This window comes from Neobacillus niacini, assembly GCF_000759675.1.
Lineage (GTDB): Bacteria > Bacillota > Bacilli > Bacillales > Cytobacillaceae > Neobacillus > Neobacillus niacini_A.
In genome coordinates, this window is the sequence record NZ_BAWM01000092.1 from 18,388 (window position 1) to 37,967 (window position 19,580).

The following is a 19,580-nucleotide window of genomic DNA, read 5'->3' on the forward strand; positions in this document are numbered from 1 at the left end:
TTGGGTAGCTTTTCTATTACTGAATCGGATTTATGACCAATAAACTTCAAGACTAATCATCCCCATTCATCAGTTTTTCATAGATATGCATTGCGAAAGAGGTTACTCATTCATGAGCAACCTTTTTGGTTCTTTTATATTCATCGCTTACTCTTACGATACCCCGCATTCTGTGCCTCTTCCTCACTACAGAACATCTCTTCAGGCTTCGTCACATCATAATATTGTTGTCCAGGCATATGATAAATCTTATCTCCCCGGCTTGAGATATTGCCTTTAATCCTACACTTCCCTGACGAAGAAGAACCAGTGGACGGATTTTTGGCGGTTCCTTCATTAAAGCCTTGATCAGTTGCGTAATTTTCAATCGACCAAATCCCAATTTCCTTTGCTTGTGCCTGTTTTTGTAAATTGTAGAATTGGTCAACATAGCGAGTATTAGGGGCGTATACATATGCCACTCGAGCTAACCCTTTTTCGAGCAGCAGCTCATTAAACATTTTACCATCGGCATACAAATAACAAAGCAAGCGGCCATATTTATCTCGCTCACTGACATCAATCTCAATTTCTACCTGTTTTCCAGGTGTTAATGTCTCTTTTGCAAAAGCAGAGGCCTCTGGTCCAAAGGGCTGTACAGGCTTGTCGGGATGGACTGTTTCAGGTGTATCCACTAGTAACAGCCTAACTGTTTCTTCTCTCCCATTCACCTTAATATTTAACGTGTCTCCATCCACGACTCTTACAATAGTAGCTGGTAATACCTTGCCCCTCGGAATTCCTGTATAGTATTCATTCTCATTTTTAACTGGCTCACTTGGAGTCTCTTCTTCTTCCTCGGGAGCAGATTCTTGTAGTGGGGTCTGTTCTTTTGCTTGCTCCGTAGGTGTTTCTGTATCCTTCTTAGGCGTGCTGTCTTCTATAGCACATGCCGTTAAAAGACCTATTAGCAAAATAAAAAGGATACCAAATCGTGTTAATTTCAACTTAATATACTCCTTCCAAAAAAACTAAATATCTTCAAATGATACCAAAGTTCGTTTATCAAAAAAAGGGCTCGTGGGACATTTAATTAAACGTTTAATTAGGTAGTGAATGCTGGGTCTAGTCGAAATTTGTATGTAGAGTTGAGGATTTTGAAGAAAATATACACTATACATATAATAGAAATTGTGGTACCGTATAGTAATTAGTTGTATCGACCAACTAAATTCGCGAGATGACATCGACGTTTATTTTATAAGGAAAGCAGAGCAGGTTTCCTGTTATGTGGAAGAATCAGGGGGGAGAAATATGGGTAAGGAGAAGCTGTGGACGAGGAATTTTACCATCGTGTCTTTGGTTAACTTTTTATTAGTTTTAGTTTATTTTTTATTAATGGTGACCATAGCTAGGTATGCTGTTGATCAGTTTGGTGCATCTACAAGTATTGCCGGGCTTGTCTCCAGTATCTTTATTATTGGATCGTTAATTGGTCGATTGGTAACGGGACGGATGATTGAAGATGTCGGGAGCAAGAAAACATTTCGTGTGGGCTTACTATTGTTCATCATCACCACTGCGTTGTATTTTTTCACATCAAATTTATCATTATTAATCATTAACAGGCTGTTACATGGGGTCGCAGTTGGAGTTGCCAGTACGGCAACAGGAACAATTATTGCTCAAACTGTTCCAAGAAGTAGAAGAGGCGAAGGAATTGGCTTCTTTAGTTTGAGTGCCGTATTAGCAACAGCAATAGGACCATTTGTGGGAATGCTTTTCACTCGGTATGGAAATTTTAATATGATTTTTATGTTTAATTTACTGTTAGCTGCTATTTGTATGGTCATATCCTTTGCCGTGAATCTACCAGCGATTCCAGCAGTTAAAAAAGATAAAGAGCAGGTTGGAACAGGCTTTAAACTATCTAATTATCTTGAATACAAGGCGGTACCGATTTCATTTGTAGCCCTTGTAGTTGGTTTTAGTTATTCAGGAGTGTTATCGTTTTTGTCCTTTTATGCTGAGGACATTAATTTAGTGGATGCTGCTGGCTTTTTCTTTCTTGTCTATTCCATTATATTGTTATTATCACGCCCTTTTTCTGGCCGCTTAATGGATGCAAAAGGAGCTAATATCGTTATTTATCCATGCCTGGCTGTTTTTGCAATTGGAATGGTATTGTTTAGTCAAGCCTACTACGGAGTCATTTTATTACTAGCAGCTGCCTTTATTGGTTTAGGATATGGTAACTTTGTTTCAGTCGCACAAACCATTTCGATCCAGGTCTCACCGCCAAATCGTTTTGGCTTGGCAACCTCTACATTTTATATCCTGTATGATTTAGGACTAGGCGCAGGACCATACTTACTTGGCTTCCTCGTTCCTATTACAGGATATCGCGGTCTGTTTTTATATATGGCAGGTGTGGTTGTAGTATCCTTCGTTCTTTACTACTTCTTACATGGTAGAGCGGAAAAAGAACAGAAAAAGGAAAAAGCAAGACAGGGTGTTTTGCAGGGAAATTGATTTATCAAGGCAGTAGGTAGAGTAGATTGCTGATCTGACGGGACTGGACAAAGAAGAGGTTGAAAGATCATAGGGTATGGTTTCCTAAGTGTTCTTAGGTTTGCTAAAAAGATGTATTTACTTGTGAAAGAAGTGAGATATAGTAAATGAATTTAAACAAAATACACCACATAGCGGTTATTTGTTCTAACTATGAAGTATCAAAAGACTTTTATGTGCGGATTTTAGGGCTTACTCCTATAAGGGAAGTGTGTCGTGAGGAAAGAGATTCTTATAAACTTGATCTTGAGGTGAATGGCCAATACCAAATTGAGTTGTTTTCCTTTCCAAACCCACCAGCACGAGTCAATTATCCGGAGTCTGCGGGTTTAAGGCATTTGGCGTTTGAAGTCGATAATATTGAAGAGGCAGTTCGCCATTTAGCACTAATGCAAGTGGAAGTTGAAGATATTCGGGTAGACCCCTGGACCGAAAAGAAATTTACCTTCTTTGCTGATCCAGATGGCTTACCTATTGAACTTTATGAATGTTAATACCTGTCCTTATTGAAAGGGGTGAATCACCAGATTCACCCCTTTCAATTTATTTTTACATGGGAGTCCAAGCCAGGATTTGTCGGAATGGGGTTGTTACTCGTCAGCAAACAATTCACCCAGATACTCTGCATGGTCGAGATACTGTAACACAAATTCTTTTAAGGTCATAGGGATATTGGTATCTTCTAACCAATAATCATAACTTGTTGCGATGGTTTTTTTGATGAGGTCGTTGCACAGCCACTTTTTGGCTAGCCTATGATTAAGACTGGAGAGGACGTCAGTCACTTCCTGGATACTGGTTATCATGAACACCACCTTAAAAGGACTTTTTTCTACTATATGCAAAAGCATTTCATTAAGGCTACTTATCACTTAAAAAACGAAGAATCCCTTCTTCAAAAAGGGAGAAAGGCACTTAAATATGGGATTGTCAGTAGTTAGATTAAATGATTGATTTTCAGGAGATAGTAATATATGAGGATTTGTGATAGTATTTAAAGCATTGTAGAAAGAGGAAGTGAGCTTGCGTGATCAATATAACCGTTCCAAAACCAGATGTTACGATTACCAAACAGGACAAACCTGAGCTAAGTAATATTTATGGTTTTACTGATTTTCATCTTATCACTCGTGAGAAGGGTGGTATCTTCATGTTTTATAACAAGAACGATGAGTTATTGTTTGTAGGTAAAGCAAGGAAATTGCGACCTAGAATCAAAAAACATTTTGAGGACACCGTGTCTCCAATCAAAAACCACAGAGATGAAGTTACTAAAATTGAGGTTTGTGTGATTGAAGATCCAACACATAGAGAAATTTATGAAACGTTTATCATTAATGAATCAAAGTCGAAGTACAATATAGACAAAGTGTTTTTTAGATAAAAACCGATGATTGAAGGCAATAGGTACAGTCAATAAATGACTGTGCCTATTGCCTTTTATATGTATTTACTTATAATTTCAGCAAAAAAAAACCGCGGATAGTAATACAAAATCCTCTTTAGTTAATTTAATTTCTTCACCAACTTGATACTTCAAAACGGATTGCTTGAGAAGTACCTTAAATATAGATGGTGTCGCCGATATTCGGCAGCCGCAGCGATTGTTTGCGGTCATGAATATAAATGGAAGATGGGTTTTGGGTGACTATGTAAAAAGTGGATCCGTTTGGTTTCGCCATCAATCAGGGGCGGATTGTTACCGAAAAATAAGGAGACTTAGAGATTGGGTAACAATCAGCGGACGCTACCAAAAAATGAAAAAAAATCCAGCAGCACATTGCTACTGGATACCGGTTTTGGTAATTATGCGTTATTTTTAAAATTTTGAATTCTGTATAAATCCTTGAAGTCAGGCCAACTCATTTTTCGTTTCAGATGTTCACGGAAGGAATGGCAGTTTTTTTCTTGCGTTTGATCATAGAGAAGGGAAATAAAGCGCTGTAATCGAACTTGTACTAAAAAAAAGTATCGATTGTTTTTTGCTAATACAGGGATATCCATGACTTTAATCTTCTGGCCAACCGCATTTTTGAACTCTAGGCTCTTACATAACAAAGTATCATCTTCTTTTACCAGTTTGTTTACTATTATAACCTAATAACTTTTACAAAGCCTATTTGAAAATTAGGTGTTCATAAATAATTCAGATTTTTTTTCTTTTATAAAAAACCAGATTCCTATTTCAGAATCTGGCTTTTAAATGGTTAAGCTAGTCTCATTTTAAAGTCTTGATAGCCAAATTGATGCACGACCTTACAATCTCCATCTTTATCTTGAACAGCGATGGCCGGTAATGGCATGCCGTTAAAAGTGGTGTTTTTGACCATTGTATAGATCGCCATATCACCGAAAACTAATCTATCACCGCTTTTTAATGGCTGATCAAAAGAATAATCACCGATGACATCTCCTGTCAGGCAAGTTTGCCCGCCAAGTCGATACGTAAATGGCTTTTCTGCTGCTTCCCCTGATCCAAAAAGAGGAGGACGATAAGGCATTTCTAAAACATCAGGCATATGGCAGGTTGCTGAAGTGTCAAGAATCGCAATCTCCATTCCGTTTTGATGCAGGTCAAGTACAGACGTAACCAAATATCCTGCATTGAGAGCAATGGCTTCTCCTGGCTCGAGATATACTTCTAAACCATATTGATCCTGCATTTTCTTAATACAGTTTTCTAGTCGCGGGATATCATAATCTTCTCTTGTAATATGATGGCCGCCGCCAAAGTTGATCCATTCCATTTGCGGGAGCCACTGGCCAAACTTTTCTTCCACAGCATTCAGAGTGGTTTCTAAGTCGTCAGAGTTTTGCTGACAAAGGGTGTGGAAATGCAGCCCTGAAACACCGTCTAGCAAGTCCGGACGAAAGTGCTTTAAAGTTACACCGAATCTAGAACCTGGTGAACAAGGATCATAGATGGCATGCCCGATTTGTGTGGAGCATTCAGGATTAATCCGCAAGCCCACTTTCCTGCCTGCTTGAAGAGCTTTCTCTTTAAATTTTTCCAACTGTGAAAAAGAATTAAAAATAATATGATCGCAAATAGATACAATTTCGTCGATTTCATCTTCACGATAGGCTGGGGCAAAGACATGATTTTCTTTGCCCATTTCCTCGTAACCGAGACGTGCCTCGTATAAGCCGCTTGCGGTTGTACCGCTTAAATACTCACCGATGAGCGGATACATGGTTGTCATCGAAAATGCTTTTTGGGCTAAAACAATCTTAGCTCCTGTACGCTTCATGACTCCGTTCAGGATTTTTAGATTTTTTTCGATAAGGGCTTCATCGACTACATAACATGGGGTTGGTAATTCCTCGAACCGCATGTTATCGAACAAGCTCCAACTCTTTTTCTTTCACTGGCTCATCAACAAGAACAGGATTGAAGTCTTCTACCCATGGAAGGCCCCATTTGTTTAATTCCTCCATGAATGGATCTGGATCGAATTCCTCAATATTGAAAACGCCTGGTTTATTCCATTTTCCAGTCATGACCATCGCTGCGCCAATCATTGCCGGCACACCTGTTGTATAAGAAATGGCTTGAGAACCAACTTCTCGGTAGCATTCTTGGTGGTCACAAATATTGTAGACATAATAGGAAACTGGTTTTCCGTCTTTTTTACCTTGGAAAATACAACCGATGTTTGTTTTTCCAACTGTACGTGGTCCAAGTGATGCTGGATCTGGTAAGACCGCCTTTAAGAACTGAAGTGGAATGATTTGTTTTCCTTCAAATTCGATTGGTTCAATCGAAGTCATTCCTACATTTTCAAGCGCCTTTAGGTGCGTAATATAGCTTTGGCCAAATGTCATGAAGAAACGGATGCGCTTAAGTCCTGGCATGTTAACCGCAAGAGATTCAAGCTCTTCGTGGTATAGCAAATACATATCTTTTTCGCCCACTTCAGCGAAGTCATAAACACGCTTGATTTCCATAGGCTCAGTTTCTACCCATTCACCATTTTCCCAATAACGTCCGTTCGCAGAAACTTCGCGGATATTGATTTCTGGATTGAAATTGGTTGCGAAAGGATAGCCATGATCGCCGCCATTACAGTCAAGAATGTCGATATATTCAATTTCATCAAAATAATGCTTTAGTGCATAAGCAGAGAATACTCCTGTTACACCTGGGTCAAAGCCGCTGCCTAAAAGAGCAGTAATTCCAGCTTTTTCAAAGCGCTCTTTGTAGTCCCATTGCCATTTGTATTCAAATTTAGCAGTATCTTCTGGCTCGTAGTTTGCAGTATCCATATAGTGAGTTTTTGTTGCTAAACACGCATCCATGATGGTTAAATCCTGATATGGCAGTGCTAAGTTCATTACGATATCTGGTTTTACTTCATTGATTAAGGCAATTAACTCATCTACATTGTCTGCATCCACTTGAGCGGTAGTAATTTTTGTTTTGCTAGTACCATCTAATTTTGCTTTTAAATCATCGCATTTTGATTTTGTACGGCTTGCGATACAAATTTCTTCAAATACGTCACTGTTTTGAACACATTTATGAACTGCAACTGATGCCACGCCCCCGGCGCCAATAATAAGTGCTTTTCCCATTTTCGTATCTCCTAACATAATTGATTTTTTTCAACAAAAAAAACAAGTGCAAAAACGCATAATTGCGCACAACACTTGTTTTGGATATCATCAATATTAAAAAAGCATACGTATACCATAAAAAAGTATACATCTAGCATAAAAGTCCTAGGACATTATGTAAGGAAGCTCTATAATATTCAAAATATATCTTCATAGGTTCAGAGTCTATATAGCAAATAATTACTTTTACTACTCTTATTGACCGTTTCACAAGTTGTGTGCATCTGCACTGGTTGTAAAGTAACCAACTTATAAAATTTGAGCTTTTAACTCAATCAATAAGGCAACTAAAGGTTGCCAATCGGCATTTGACCCGGCTGTCCGTATGGCCTTAACTTCCAAAAGGGAGTGGTCAAAATTATCTGCTGGAAAGACTCGAAGATTTCTTGAATAATAGCTTTCCAATAACGCTATTTTATATTATCAGAATATAAAAATAGGCGCAATAGGAAATTTAATAAAAATTTCATAAATAATTAGATGAAAAGAGACCGGTTTCAATGAATCAGGTCTCCATCTAATAAACAGGCAGAATTTCATTTATTATTGATTTGGCGACCCGCCTGCAGAGAGCTCTAGGGGGATTTCCATTTAATTTTCATAGTTTCCGTTATATTGGTATGGTATAGTGGTCTAGTTAAAGTTTCGAGATTAGAGGGGAAATGATGAGAAAAGAATGGATTCTTCGCTGGTCTTTTTTTGTTTTTGGACTGGTCGTTTTAGGGTTGGGTGCTGCCTTAACGATTGAAGGAAAGTTATTAGGAGCAGGTCCCTGGGATGTGTTTCATTACGGGATGTTTCTGCATCTGGGGCTAACGATTGGCACATGGTCCATCATTATAGGATTTCTATTGCTGACCGCTGCCTCCATTGTAACGAAAAAATTACCTAAAATAGGTGCGTTTTTAAATATGCTGTTACTTGGTTTATTCATAGATTTCTTTTTGTGGCTATTGCCAAGTATCGATAGTTTAATAGGAGCCGTATTATTCTTTATTTTAGGAGTTATTCTAATGGGTTATGGAGTTGGACTCTATGTTTCGGCTGAATTGGGTTCTGGACCACGAGATAGTATTATGATCATGATTGTAGACAAAACCGGATGGAGTATACAATGGGTTCGTAATGGAATGGAAGTACTCGTACTCATTCTAGGTTGGGCATTAGGAGGCCCAGTTGGTGTTGGGTCGGTGATGATTGCCTTATTCCTGGGTCCGATTGTAGGCTTTTCCTTACCGCAATGTAAAACACTACTAAAGTATTTACTTGTTAAAAAAGAACACCGAAAACTGGCAGCATAATCAGCTAACCTTCCTATACTCTTTCTTTGTTTAAAAATAGGACAGTTAGCATTTTGGTGTAGGAAGGGTGATAAATATGTTAAAAGCATATGCTTTGCTAACATTTTGTGTCATGGTGTGGGGAAGTAATTTTGTATTTGGAAAGATGTTAGTCCAAGATTTTTCCCCAGCTCTGTTAACCATGCTAAGACTTTTGTTTATTGTACTATTTTTAATTGGATTATCCTTAAACAAAAAACACTTTAAACGAGTTAATAAATCAGATTTACTCGCGGTATTTTTTCTAGGGGTTATTGGTGTATTTATAAACCAATGGTCTTTTTTTATAGGATTACAAACAGCGGATCCAACAACATCAGCATTAATTTTGGCAACTACCCCTATTTTAACTAGCGTATTAGCTGCCATTTTTTTAAAAGAAAAATTAACAATTCGTATGTTAATGGGGTCTATTGTAGCAATCATAGGTATTTATTTTGTTGTAGCAAAAGGCAATTTATCTTCTTTGCATATCGATAAAGGTCTATTATGGATTGTCATAACGATGATAACATTCGCCATTATGATTATCATGACGAGGCTTCTTTCTCATAGAGTAGACCCACTTACCATTACTTTATATTCAAATGTTGTAGGCTTGATTGTGTCGATTCCTTTTGCTTTTTTACTAGACACTCCCTTACAAATAAGCTCTAAAATGTCTGATTGGGCTTTTCTGATTGGAACTGCCGTTGTTGTGCACGGTATAGCAACATTGATTTGGAATAACAATATTAGACATGTTGATGCTTCAAAGGCTTCAATATTATCTAATTTAGAACCTTTTGTAGCCATGATCATGGGATTGATATTGCTATACAAACCAATAACTGGAGCTGAAATTTTAGGATCACTCTTTATAGTGGGAGGAGTAGTACTATCAACGTATCAACGAAAAAGGCTGAAAAGCCGATCTAATTAACAAGAGTTTTTATCCAATGATAAAGCATTCACATTAAATCCAGCCTCTTTAGGAAACATTACTTAAATGATGACGTTTTCAATAAATTTAAGTATAATTTTATTTAAAAGGCAATAGGACGTGAATATAGGTTGAAAAAAGTAACAGTAGAAAACTTGGTTCAAAAGTTTTCATTGAAAGTACTGGCTGGGGAAAGCCGCCTGCAGAAGATCATTACGCAATCACGGGTGCATCGTCCGGGCTTGGAATTTGTGGGCCATTTTGACTTTTTTCCAACAGAACAAGTTCAAATTCTAGGAAAAAAGGAAATTACCTACTTACATAAGTTAAGTAGAGAGGAACGTAAAATTCGAATCGGAAATATTGTTCACTATCATCCGCCATGTTTTATCGTAACGGCTGGTGAAGAAGGACTTACCTATTTAATTCACCATTGTACAGAGCAGGGTATCCCCTTGTTAGTAACAAACCAGCCTGAGACAACTTCAGAGTTTATCACTAAATTGGATGCGTTTTTGATAAAGGAGCTAGCACCAGAAATGGCTGTTCACGGAGTTTGTATGAATGTTTCTGGCATTGGTATTTTACTTCGGGGAAGTTCAGGGGTAGGCAAAAGCGAGACGGCGCACACATTAATTCGCCGCGGACACCGGCTGGTCTCGGATGATATCGTTGTCCTTAAGAAGCTAAGTACGCAAACCATTCTGGGAACTCATGATGGGAAATGCAAGGAATTTTTGGCTCTCCGCAGTATTGGATTGTTAAATGTGGTCCGCTTATACGGTCGTAAGGCTTTTCAGGATGAAACCCGAATTTCTCTAGATATTCATTTAACGAAGTGGGAAAATGATGCCTTATATAATGATTTAGAACAGGAATATCATTATACCGACTATATGGGTGTTAAAATTCCCTCAATGGAAATCCAACTTCAGCCTGGACGTGATGTGGCAGGGCTAATAGAGGCAGCAGCGAATAACTGGTATTTAAAGCAGCAAGGATACAGCGCAGTAGAAGAGTTCATGAGCAGGGTTGAGGCTGATATTTTGAAATCTGATATGGATTAATTGCAAAAAATTTGCCTTTCTATAAATTAAGGAGAAAGCATTTTTAAGTGGATGAAAATGTTTTCTCCTTTTCCTTTTTTGCAAAGGAAATTCTATTTTTGGATAACATCGATCAGTGTCAGTTCATGGGTCTGATTTAAAGCATCCTTCAATACTTGTTCGTAGCTCCTAACCAGCCGGTGTGTGGATTCTCGGTGACAGGCACCACCGAAGTTTGAGGTTGTTCTTAAGCCTTTTTGGGGAATTCATTCTAACGCCTTCAATGTTTTTTCTCGAATTTGAATTCGATTGATATAATCTTTAGCAACAAGTTCTGTGTATAGTAGATCGTAAAGCAGGAAGAGTGGTAGGGTAGGTGAAATATTCTGAGCCATGTGCATATTCTTTTTACTCATAACTAAAAGCGTTAAATCTGCTAACTGGGAGAGTTCTGATGTTTTTTCACTTGTTATCGCAAGAATGGTCGCATCTTGTTTCTTGGCAATTTTGACGGCATGTATGATTTCTTTCGTTTTTCCCGATACCGAGATCCCAATGACTAAACTATTCTCTGTTGATAAGGAGGCATCTATCACTGCTTGATGCGGGTCCGTAATCGAATCCACATTTACTCCAATTCGAAAGAACTTCCATTTAAACTCTTGGGCTGCAATCCCAGAGTTGCCTATTCCATAAACATGGACCTTCTTCGCATGGGTTAGAAGGGAAACGGCTTGTTGAATATCCGGATACGTGATTTTTCGAAAGGTCGTTTCGATAATCTCCAAATGGTTTTGATACAGTTTAGAAAAATAATCAATCTCTTTGATATCACTTGTCGTAGTAGGTTTATTTCTTAAGTCGACATACCGTTTTAATTCATGCCTAAATTCATTAAATCCTGAAAAAGAAATCTTTTGGCAAAAACGTGTAATCGTTGCTGCCGAAATATGAAGTTTTTTTGCGATTTGACTAATCGATAACTGACTGACTTCATCCGTATTTTCTATTATATATTTTGCTAATTCTGCCTCCGTACTCGTAAATAACTCCATATTCACTGTAATCCCATGAATCAGATTCTCACCAAGATATTCCATATTTTTCTCCTCTTTCAGGATAATCCATTCGTTTCTTATTGACGTTTCGGACTTTCACCTATTTTTACCGAATATAAGCTGTGCTAGTACAGCACCATGTAAAAAATAACTCAAGCGACTGCCTGAGTTATTTTCACCAATTTTTACTTTTGTAATGCTTCTACAAATCTTTTTGTAATGATCTGTGGTCTTGTAATCGCTCCGCCTACAACAACTGCATGAACATGACTATCTAACACGGACCGGGCAATTTCTGGGGTCGTAACATTGCCTTCTGCCAGAACCTTTGCTCTTTTCACTACTTTGACCATTTGTTTAATGACTTCATACTCATGATCATCTATTTTCAAGCCGTGTGTTTCTTCTGTATAGCCATATAATGTTGGTGCGACAATATCAAAGCCCAATTCATCCGCAAAAATAGCTTCTTCCACTGAAGAGACGTCTGCCATCAATAGAAGGTGAGGATATTTTGACCGAACTTCATTATAAAATGTCACTAAGTCACTGCCCTCTGGCCGAATTCGATTAGTCGCATCCGTCGCAATGATTTCTGCACCAGTTGCTGCTAAGGCATCGATTTCTTTCATCGTTGGTGTAATGAAGACGGGGTTGTCTCCGTATACTTGTTTAATGATTCCGATGAGTGGTAATTCTACTTGTTTTTTAATTTCGATGATGTCAGGAACGGAATTGGCACGAATTCCAACTGCTCCGCCTTCTTTTGCCGCTACCGCCATTCGTCCCATAATGAACGAATTGTGTAACGGTTCCCCCTCTAGCGCCTGACAGGAAACAATTAATCCGCCTTTAATCTGTGCTAACACTTGATGCATTTCGAAACACGTCCTTATGTTGAAATCTTTCACTTACTCGCCTAAATACTCTTCCACTTCGTTTTTCACTATGGTTACTTGCGGTCCGTAAATAATCTGGACGCCTTTTCCTTTTTTGACCATTCCTTTTGAGCCCGTCTGTTTGATTACTTCGTCCTGAACCAAAGCTTCATCCTTAATGGTTACACGAAGACGAGTGGCACAGCAATCGACAACCTCTATATTATTCGCTCCGCCTAATCCTTCAACAATTGTTTTCGCACGGTCTGTAGCTGAAACTTGTTCTGAAACCTGATTCTCATCGTCTTCACGTCCAAGAACCTTGTAATTCTTTTTCTTAATAAAGAATTTAAATGTGAAATAGTATAAGAAGAACCACGGAATCCCTACGAGTATCACATAAGGCCAATTCGTTTTATCGACGCCTTGCAGAACTCCAAATAAGATGAAATCAATAAATCCACCTGAGAAGGTTTGTCCAACGGTAATATTGAATATATCTGCCATCATAAAAGCAAATCCATCAAATACGGCATGTATGAAATAGAGAAATGGTGCTATGAATAAGAAACTAAATTCAAGCGGTTCAGTAATTCCTGTTAAAAAGGAAGTTAACGCTGCTGAAAGCAGAATTCCGGCAACAACTTTTCTATTTTTCTTTTTAGAACAATGATAAATTGCTAATGCTGCACCTGGTAAACCAAACATCATTGTAATAAAGCGCCCTGACATAAATCTTGATACACCTTCGTAATATTGTGTGGTAGAAGGGTCTCCCAATTGGGCAAAGAAAATATTTTGCGTACCGGCAATTAATTTACCGCCAATCTCCATCGTCCCACCAAGAGCGGTTTGCCAAAATGGAAGGTAAAAGATATGATGCAAGCCCAAAGGTCCAAGCATCCGTAAAATAAATCCGTAGAAAAGGGTTCCGATTTCCCCTGTACTGGTTACAATCGATCCAAGTTGATTAATTAAAAGCTGGAAATAAGGCCAGATGACAAAAAGGATGGCACCTATAAAAATGGATGTAAAGGAAACTACGATTGGAATAAATCGAGATCCTCCAAAGAACCCTAATACTTGAGGCAATTCAATTTTATTGTATTTATTGTGTAGAAAAGCGGCCACAATCCCAACCACGATCCCACCAAATACACCGGTTTCTAATGTTTGAATCCCAACGGCCATCCCCTGACCTGCACCTGCTAAATTATCAGTAGCCAATTCTCCTGTTAATGCAAGTAAGGCATTGATGGTACTATTCATAACAAAATAACCGATCATCGCAGCTAATCCAGCCGTCCCTTTATCCGAACGAGCTAAACCAACCGCCACACCAACCGCAAAGATGATTGGTAAGTTTGCAAAGACAATATTCCCTGCCGCACTCATAATTGTAAATATAGCTTGAAGCCATGCGATATCTAAAAATGGATAGGCTGCAACCGTATTCGGATTAGACAACGCACCGCCGATTCCTAATAACAAACCAGCTGCGGGTAAAACCGCAATTGGAAGCATAAATGATTTACCAAATTGCTGGGCCTTTTCAAAAGCCTTTTTCATCTAATTGACCTCCCATGTTGTAATGTTCTAAGAGTATGTTTTCTTACACTCGTATTATATAAACTCACCTCCTGATTACACAATGGAGTTGGATTCGTTTTCAAATGTTTTCATTAACGTTCCCTAAGTAATGAAAATGTTTTCATGAAGTAGTTTTTTGGGGGGGCTATGTAAACTGGGAAGCAAGGGGACGGTTCTCGTGCTTCATTGGAACAAAATATAGATTCGGCTAATGACCGAATCTAAAAAATAAAACAAAAGGGGGGCTATGAAAAGAGATCGAAAAATTGGCTTTCCTCTTCAATCATTGTGACTGCGCCAAACCTGCTTAAATAGGTGAGAAGACTATTTTTTCGCTGCAAAAAACACTGCAACCCCTTAGTAGATAAAGGTTTTGCAGTGTTTTGTATAAAATGGAGATTATCAACAGTACGTACTACTCATGTCTGTTCATTAATTTCGAATTAGATAATCGAATGCACCTAATGCTGCAGTTGCTCCTGATCCCATCGAAATAATGATCTGCTTATATGCACTATCTGTACAGTCTCCGGCAGCAAATACGCCCGGGATGCTCGTTGCGCCATGCTTATCTACAACGATTTCTCCCATGCGAGTACGTTCAATACCTTCACCTAACCAGTCGGTGTTTGGAACAAGACCGATTTGAACGAAAATACCTTCTAATTCAATATGCTTAACTTCTTCAGTTTCTCGATCCATGTAGGAAATACCATTTACCTTGTCAGTACCGGTAATTTCTTTTGTTTGAGCATTCTTAATAACCGTTACATTAGGCAGGCTGTAAAGACGGTCTTGAAGCACTGAATCAGCTTTTAACTCAGCTGCAAACTCAAGAACTGTTACATGTTTTACGATTCCTGCAAGATCAATTGCAGCTTCAATGCCGGAATTCCCGCCGCCAATAACGGCTACCCGTTTTCCTGCAAACAATGGACCATCACAATGTGGGCAGTATGCTACACCTTTGTTCTTGAACTCCGCTTCGCCTGGGACACCAACATTCCGCCAGCGAGCACCTGTTGAAAGGATGACCGTTTTACTCTTTAGAACCGCACCGTTCTCGAGTTCAACCTCTACGAAGTCCTTCTTTTCTAAACGATTTGCACGTTGAAGATTCATTACATCAATGTCATATTCTTTGACATGTTCTTCAAGACTTGCTGCGACTTTAGGACCTTCTGTATATTTTGTACCAATAAAGTTCTCGATCCCCATGGTATCCATAACCTGACCGCCAAAGCGTTCAGCGACAATACCCGTACGAATGCCTTTACGAGCTGCATAGACAGCTGCACTTGCACCAGCTGGGCCGCCGCCAACTACAAGCACATCGAATGGTTCCTTATCAGAAAGCTCTGATGCATCTGTACCAGAACCCATTTTAGCAAGGATTTCTTCAATGGACATGCGGCCGCCGCCAAAATTTTCCCCATTTAGGAAAACCGTTGGTACGGCCATGATGTTCTTACTTTCAACTTCTTCTTTGTAAGCTGCTCCGTCAATCATGGTATGTGAAATACCAGGGTTGAGAATGCTCATTACGTTTAGGGCTTGTACGACATCAGGACAGTTGTGGCAAGTCAGGCTGATGTAAGATTCAAAGTGATACTCACCTTTAATCGCTTTAATTTGATCGATTACCTTTTGATCAACTTTTGGAGCTCTTCCGCTAACCTGCAAGAGAGCCAACACTAGTGAAGTAAATTCATGTCCTAGAGGAATACCAGCAAAGGTTACGCCCGTGTCTTCACCGATACGGTTTACACTAAAGCCAGGTGTTTTCTCTAGTTCTGTTTTTTCAACCTTAATGTTGGAGGACATGGTAGCCAATTCATCTATCAAAAGTAACATGTCGCGAGATACGTCATCGGTTCCTGCGCTGACTTTAAGAAGGATATCGCCTTCCATCAGTTGAAGATACTGGGATAACTGTGCTTTTATATCTGCATCTAGTAACATTTTATCTACTCCTTAAATTTTTCCTACTAGGTCAAGGCTTGGCTTAAGTGTTGCAGCACCTTCTTGCCATTTAGCTGGGCAAACTTCACCCGGATTGTTGCGAACATATTGTGCTGCTTTAATTTTGTTAACAAGTGTGCTTGCATCACGGCCGATACCGTCTGCATTGATTTCCATCGCTTGTACAACGCCCTCTGGATCGATGATGAAAGTTCCGCGTTGTGCAAGACCTTCTTCTTCGTCAAGTACATCAAAGATGCGAGTTAGCTTTTGAGATGGGTCGCCAATCATAATATATTCAATTTTGCCGATTGTTTCTGAATTATCGTGCCATGCTTTGTGTGTAAAGTGAGTATCAGTAGAAACGGAATATACTTCTACACCAAGATCTTTTAGTGTTGCGTATTGGTTTTGTAAGTCTTCTAATTCAGTAGGGCATACGAATGTGAAATCTGCTGGGTAAAAGCAAACGACACTCCATTTACCTTTAAAGTTTGCTTCACTAACATCGATAAAATCTCCGTTAAAATAAGCTTTTGCTCTGAATGCTGATACTTCTTTTCCAATTAATGACATAATCTATTTCCTCCTAAAATTTGTTGGTTGTGAGAATTGTTCACAACAAATAGTAATAACTAAATTAGAATAATTCTAATACAATGTTTATTATCATATAAAATCTACTATGTTGTCAACAAGAATGATTTCTATTTTTTTAAAATACGTTAAGGTAATACTGGAAAGCTGATTTGCAAAGGTAGACTTGATGGAGGTATTATTGGATTGGTCATTTGAGGTACGGACGGTTATTTTGTAAATTTACTCGAAAGAAGTCCAAGGATTGAATCATAATAGTAATATCTCTTGAAGTGTAGTAGAAATTGATAAATATAAAGGATGAAAATATTTGGATCGTAATACAAACGTAACTACCTATATATATACCTACGCCAGTTATGAGGATGAACGCTCGTTGCGCGAACTGGAAATGCGCTCATTGTTTGGGGCTGAATCGCAAACGAATATTTTGGAAAGCCCTTTAAAAATAGATCCCAGCAGAAGTCCATTTATAAAGGAAAGAATTACGGTTATTTTTGAAGGGGTAAGCCTTCAAGAACTTCTCAAACAAGTCTCTACTTTAAAAGTCGGTGAGACGTTTAAAGTGATGTTTGTGAAAAATGCCAGTGCCGAGGAAACATTCGAGAACCGACGTTCGATTGAGCGAGAAGTTGGATTGGAGATTAATGGTGTTGCGGATATTCGTAACCCGCAGCGCTTGTTTGCGGTGATGAATGTAAACAGAAGATGGGTTTTCGGTGACTATATGAAAAGTGAATCTGTTTGGTTTCGCCATCAGCAGAAGCCGCATAGTTACTCCACTGCGCTGAGCACACGTGTGGCGAGAGCGGTGGTGAATATCGCCATCCCGGACCCAACAGGGATAAAGGTTATTGATCCATGCTGCGGAATTGGCACCGTATTGGTTGAAGCTCTATCGATGGGGATTGATATCGTGGGGAGCGATAATAACCCTCTCATTCTCGCGGGAACAAGAGAGAACATCGCACACTTTGGGCTTTCGTGTGAAGTGAAGTTTATAGATATGCGTGATATCACCAATCATTACGATGTAGCTATAATCGATTTACCCTATAATTTATGCTCTGTGATATCACCAGAAGAGCAGCTCGAAATGCTCCAAAGTGCGCGCGGGATTGCGAAAAAAGTTGTAGTCGTAACCGTTGAACCCATCGATGAAATCCTCATCAAGGCAGGATTTGATATTGTTGACAGGGCGATTGCGAAAAAAGGGGTATTTTCCCGTGAAGTGATTGTTTGTAAGTGATTATGCTAAAGAAACCACCTTTCTCATGAAGGTGGTTTTTGTTAGCTCAATGTTGGTTAAAATACTTAGTCTATTATTTTTAGTGATATTTTCATTGCTTCATGGTCATCCGTAGCGCCACAAACAGTTGAACAGATTAAATCATACTCGCCTGTTGTTTCTGCTGTAAATTCTGCTGGGGCATCCGCTTTAAGCTCAATTCCTAAATCATCGTTGCCAATCGTGTGCATTCCTTCTTCATTAACCAATTTAAGTTTAACTTTTGCTCCTTTTTTAATGGTCAACTCTTTATCTGAAGCGAACTCCCAGTTCGTTGCAGTGATAGTAAACTCCTCTAGATCTGATCCTGATGTCGCTTGGGCAGTGGTTTCTTCACTACCGTCTGATGTCTTCGCTACTTCATTTGAACCTCCGCAAGCAGCTAAGCCTAATGTTAACGCACCCGCTAATAAAAATAATCCAAGTTTTTTCATGCTATTCAGTCTCCTTTTTATATGTATGTTTGCAATTTTAGTTTAAGATATCAATTCATTAATTTCCTTGACATAGGTCATGGAAATTAATGAATTAGTTTTATAAGGATTGTGCCCATAGTGAAAAAAAGAAGAGGAATATTGAGTACACAAAAGATAAAGATTTTGATGAGATTCAAGCCAACGTAATGATTTTGGATTATCTATCTAAAAATGAATATATAACACGATAAGAAGTTTTCTAAGTAGAGTAATATGATTGAAATAGAGTAAAGTCTGCCTATACTAGTTAAGGCAGACTTTTTTCTTTAATACTTATAAAAACATGAGAGAAGGGATTTAAATGCTAAAAAAGCTAGCAAATAGAGTGTATTATATGCCTCATTATTCAGAAACTGATCGTCCCGCATTAGGTTTAATTTGTGGGGATACCTTTAGCTTGATCGTTGATTCAGGGAATTCACCTGCACATGCAAGGGATTTTCTCAATCTAGTGAAGAAAATGGATATACCGCCGGTGAAATTTGTTGTCATTACACATTGGCACTGGGATCATATTTTTGGTATCAAAACGATGGGCTTATTAACGATTAGTCACGATGAAACGAAGAAGAAATTGGAATATTTAAAAACTCTAAAATGGGATGATGCTTCATTAGATGCACGAGTTGAGACTGGTGAAGAAATTGAGTTTTGTAGTGAAATGATAAAACGTGAAATGCCTATCCGGGATCATTTGGAGTTGAAGGTGCCGGATATGACATTTAATAATAAGATCGAAATTGATTTGGGTGGTGTAACCTGTGTTGTTGAGCATGTTGGAGGGGTACATGCACAGGATTCCTCCATTATTTATATTCCTGATGAAAAAGTAATGTTTCTTGGAGATTGCATATATCAGGACTTTTATAGCGGTGAATGGAGCTATGACAAGGACGAACTCATTATCCTATTAGATAAAATAAAAAAATACGATGTAAATTACTATGTGACTGGGCATCAAAATCCAAAAACGCACGAAGAAATGTGGGGATTTTTAGATGATTTAACTAGTATCGGGGAAATCGTGGGTAAAGAGGTTATTCTTGATAAAGCTGTTACCAGATTTAAAGAAATACGAAAGACAATACCAAATGAAGAGGAACTTGAGTATATCCAAAACTTTATAAGTGGTAATCAAAAAATTGATACCGTAAAAACGGAATAGATATTATGACTGTATCATCCGGAACTGAAATAGGGAAAAAATCCAACAGCGTGAGGAAACTGGATACAAAAAACACTGCAACCCTTTAGTA

The 19,580-nt window shown here is 38.6% G+C and carries 20 protein-coding genes; 9 read left to right on the forward strand and 11 right to left on the reverse strand.

The window, feature by feature from the left end; all coding sequences use genetic code 11:
- Positions 1-140: 140 nt before the first annotated feature.
- Positions 141-986 (reverse strand): thermonuclease family protein, encoded by an 846-nt coding sequence (locus TR08_RS21715; protein WP_045521827.1) that lies wholly within the window; start codon positions 984-986, stop codon positions 141-143.
- Positions 987-1,293: 307 nt separating this feature from the next.
- Here TR08_RS21715 and TR08_RS21720 point away from each other — a divergent pair, with 307 nt between their 5' ends.
- Entirely contained in the window at positions 1,294-2,511 is a 1,218-nt protein-coding gene (locus tag TR08_RS21720; RefSeq protein WP_045521828.1) for an MFS transporter, read from the forward strand.
- 146 nt (positions 2,512-2,657) lie between these two features.
- Entirely contained in the window at positions 2,658-3,044 is a 387-nt protein-coding gene (gloA2, locus tag TR08_RS21725) for an SMU1112c/YaeR family gloxylase I-like metalloprotein (RefSeq protein ID WP_045521829.1), read from the forward strand.
- Positions 3,045-3,140: 96 nt separating this feature from the next.
- On the opposite strand, the gene TR08_RS21730 is transcribed toward gloA2, so the two are convergent.
- Complete coding sequence (locus TR08_RS21730; protein ID WP_045521830.1) at positions 3,141-3,356, reverse strand: hypothetical protein; 216 nt, start codon at positions 3,354-3,356, stop codon at positions 3,141-3,143.
- A gap of 221 nt (positions 3,357-3,577) precedes the next feature.
- On the opposite strand from TR08_RS21730, the gene TR08_RS21735 reads away from it, so the two are divergent.
- Together TR08_RS21735 and TR08_RS32155 are read left to right on the forward strand one after the other, a co-directional pair.
- Positions 3,578-3,934 carry a nucleotide excision repair endonuclease gene (locus TR08_RS21735; RefSeq protein ID WP_045521831.1) on the forward strand — a complete coding sequence of 119 codons (357 nt, stop codon included), beginning with the start codon at positions 3,578-3,580 and terminating at the stop codon, positions 3,932-3,934.
- A gap of 166 nt (positions 3,935-4,100) precedes the next feature.
- Positions 4,101-4,373, forward strand: a complete 273-nt coding sequence (locus tag TR08_RS32155) for a hypothetical protein (RefSeq protein ID WP_152597487.1) — start codon at positions 4,101-4,103, stop codon at positions 4,371-4,373.
- Here TR08_RS32155 and TR08_RS31375 read toward each other — a convergent pair.
- From TR08_RS31375 to TR08_RS21745, 3 genes are all read right to left on the reverse strand, one after another.
- Positions 4,357-4,554: a DUF2535 family protein gene (locus TR08_RS31375; protein WP_370576387.1), complete on the reverse strand. Its 198-nt coding sequence runs from the start codon at positions 4,552-4,554 to the stop codon at positions 4,357-4,359. The two genes, TR08_RS32155 and TR08_RS31375, sit on opposite strands and share 17 nt — an antisense overlap.
- Before the next feature lie 203 nt (positions 4,555-4,757).
- Entirely contained in the window at positions 4,758-5,885 is a 1,128-nt protein-coding gene (gene nspC / locus TR08_RS21740; RefSeq protein ID WP_045521832.1) for a carboxynorspermidine decarboxylase, read from the reverse strand.
- 1 nt (position 5,886) lies between these two features.
- Entirely contained in the window at positions 5,887-7,125 is a 1,239-nt protein-coding gene (locus TR08_RS21745; RefSeq protein WP_045521833.1) for a saccharopine dehydrogenase family protein, read from the reverse strand.
- 707 nt (positions 7,126-7,832) lie between these two features.
- On the opposite strand from TR08_RS21745, the gene TR08_RS21750 reads away from it, so the two are divergent.
- The 3 genes from TR08_RS21750 to hprK all read left to right on the forward strand — a co-directional run bounded on the left by TR08_RS21750 (position 7,833) and on the right by hprK (position 10,496).
- A complete protein-coding gene (locus TR08_RS21750; protein ID WP_045521834.1) occupies positions 7,833-8,468 on the forward strand; it encodes a YczE/YyaS/YitT family protein in 636 nt (211 codons plus the stop codon).
- A 76-nt stretch (positions 8,469-8,544) separates the two neighbouring features.
- Positions 8,545-9,429 carry a DMT family transporter gene (locus tag TR08_RS21755; RefSeq protein ID WP_045521835.1) on the forward strand — a complete coding sequence of 295 codons (885 nt, stop codon included), beginning with the start codon at positions 8,545-8,547 and terminating at the stop codon, positions 9,427-9,429.
- 131 nt (positions 9,430-9,560) lie between these two features.
- Positions 9,561-10,496, forward strand: a complete 936-nt coding sequence (hprK, locus tag TR08_RS21760) for an HPr(Ser) kinase/phosphatase (protein WP_045521836.1) — start codon at positions 9,561-9,563, stop codon at positions 10,494-10,496.
- Positions 10,497-10,741: 245 nt separating this feature from the next.
- Here hprK and TR08_RS21765 read toward each other — a convergent pair whose 3' ends face one another.
- From TR08_RS21765 to ahpC, 5 genes are all read right to left on the reverse strand, one after another.
- Positions 10,742-11,575: a MurR/RpiR family transcriptional regulator gene (locus TR08_RS21765; protein ID WP_045521837.1), complete on the reverse strand. Its 834-nt coding sequence runs from the start codon at positions 11,573-11,575 to the stop codon at positions 10,742-10,744.
- Between the two features lie 143 nt (positions 11,576-11,718).
- On the reverse strand, positions 11,719-12,411 hold the full coding sequence (locus TR08_RS21770; RefSeq protein WP_045521838.1) for an N-acetylmannosamine-6-phosphate 2-epimerase: 693 nt from the start codon (positions 12,409-12,411) through the stop codon (positions 11,719-11,721).
- A 33-nt stretch (positions 12,412-12,444) separates the two neighbouring features.
- Complete coding sequence (locus TR08_RS21775; protein WP_045521839.1) at positions 12,445-13,980, reverse strand: maltose/glucose-specific PTS transporter subunit IIC; 1,536 nt, start codon at positions 13,978-13,980, stop codon at positions 12,445-12,447.
- 453 nt (positions 13,981-14,433) lie between these two features.
- Positions 14,434-15,963, reverse strand: coding sequence for an alkyl hydroperoxide reductase subunit F (ahpF, locus tag TR08_RS21780; protein WP_045521840.1), 1,530 nt, complete (start codon positions 15,961-15,963; stop codon positions 14,434-14,436).
- Between the two features lie 12 nt (positions 15,964-15,975).
- Entirely contained in the window at positions 15,976-16,539 is a 564-nt protein-coding gene (gene ahpC / locus TR08_RS21785; RefSeq protein WP_045521841.1) for an alkyl hydroperoxide reductase subunit C, read from the reverse strand.
- Between the two features lie 412 nt (positions 16,540-16,951).
- Here ahpC and TR08_RS21790 point away from each other — a divergent pair, with 412 nt between their 5' ends.
- Positions 16,952-17,809, forward strand: coding sequence for a TRM11 family SAM-dependent methyltransferase (locus tag TR08_RS21790; RefSeq protein ID WP_081954600.1), 858 nt, complete (start codon positions 16,952-16,954; stop codon positions 17,807-17,809).
- Between the two features lie 65 nt (positions 17,810-17,874).
- Here the strand turns inward: TR08_RS21790 and TR08_RS21795 are convergent, their stop codons facing one another.
- Positions 17,875-18,282, reverse strand: coding sequence for a hypothetical protein (locus TR08_RS21795; protein WP_045521843.1), 408 nt, complete (start codon positions 18,280-18,282; stop codon positions 17,875-17,877).
- Positions 18,283-18,625: 343 nt separating this feature from the next.
- Here TR08_RS21795 and TR08_RS21800 point away from each other — a divergent pair, with 343 nt between their 5' ends.
- A complete protein-coding gene (locus tag TR08_RS21800; RefSeq protein ID WP_045521844.1) occupies positions 18,626-19,489 on the forward strand; it encodes an MBL fold metallo-hydrolase in 864 nt (287 codons plus the stop codon).
- Positions 19,490-19,580: the final 91 nt, after the last annotated feature.

Coding starts and splice junctions, on each gene's coding strand:
- TR08_RS21770 (WP_045521838.1), bottom strand. CDS start 12,411: ATGCATCAAGTGTTAGCACAGATTAAAGGCGGATTAATTGTTTCCTGT.
- TR08_RS21745 (WP_045521833.1), bottom strand. CDS start 7,125: ATGGGAAAAGCACTTATTATTGGCGCCGGGGGCGTGGCATCAGTTGCA.
- TR08_RS21755 (WP_045521835.1), top strand. CDS start 8,545: ATGTTAAAAGCATATGCTTTGCTAACATTTTGTGTCATGGTGTGGGGA.
- TR08_RS21730 (WP_045521830.1), bottom strand. CDS start 3,356: ATGATAACCAGTATCCAGGAAGTGACTGACGTCCTCTCCAGTCTTAAT.
- ahpC (WP_045521841.1), bottom strand. CDS start 16,539: ATGTCATTAATTGGAAAAGAAGTATCAGCATTCAGAGCAAAAGCTTAT.
- TR08_RS21790 (WP_081954600.1), top strand. CDS start 16,952: ATGCGCTCATTGTTTGGGGCTGAATCGCAAACGAATATTTTGGAAAGC.
- gloA2 (WP_045521829.1), top strand. CDS start 2,658: ATGAATTTAAACAAAATACACCACATAGCGGTTATTTGTTCTAACTAT.
- ahpF (WP_045521840.1), bottom strand. CDS start 15,963: ATGTTACTAGATGCAGATATAAAAGCACAGTTATCCCAGTATCTTCAA.
- nspC (WP_045521832.1), bottom strand. CDS start 5,885: ATGCGGTTCGAGGAATTACCAACCCCATGTTATGTAGTCGATGAAGCC.
- TR08_RS31375 (WP_370576387.1), bottom strand. CDS start 4,554: ATGGATATCCCTGTATTAGCAAAAAACAATCGATACTTTTTTTTAGTA.
- TR08_RS21765 (WP_045521837.1), bottom strand. CDS start 11,575: ATGGAATATCTTGGTGAGAATCTGATTCATGGGATTACAGTGAATATG.
- TR08_RS21775 (WP_045521839.1), bottom strand. CDS start 13,980: ATGAAAAAGGCTTTTGAAAAGGCCCAGCAATTTGGTAAATCATTTATG.
- TR08_RS21720 (WP_045521828.1), top strand. CDS start 1,294: ATGGGTAAGGAGAAGCTGTGGACGAGGAATTTTACCATCGTGTCTTTG.
- TR08_RS21750 (WP_045521834.1), top strand. CDS start 7,833: ATGAGAAAAGAATGGATTCTTCGCTGGTCTTTTTTTGTTTTTGGACTG.
- TR08_RS21795 (WP_045521843.1), bottom strand. CDS start 18,282: ATGAAAAAACTTGGATTATTTTTATTAGCGGGTGCGTTAACATTAGGC.
- TR08_RS21800 (WP_045521844.1), top strand. CDS start 18,626: ATGCTAAAAAAGCTAGCAAATAGAGTGTATTATATGCCTCATTATTCA.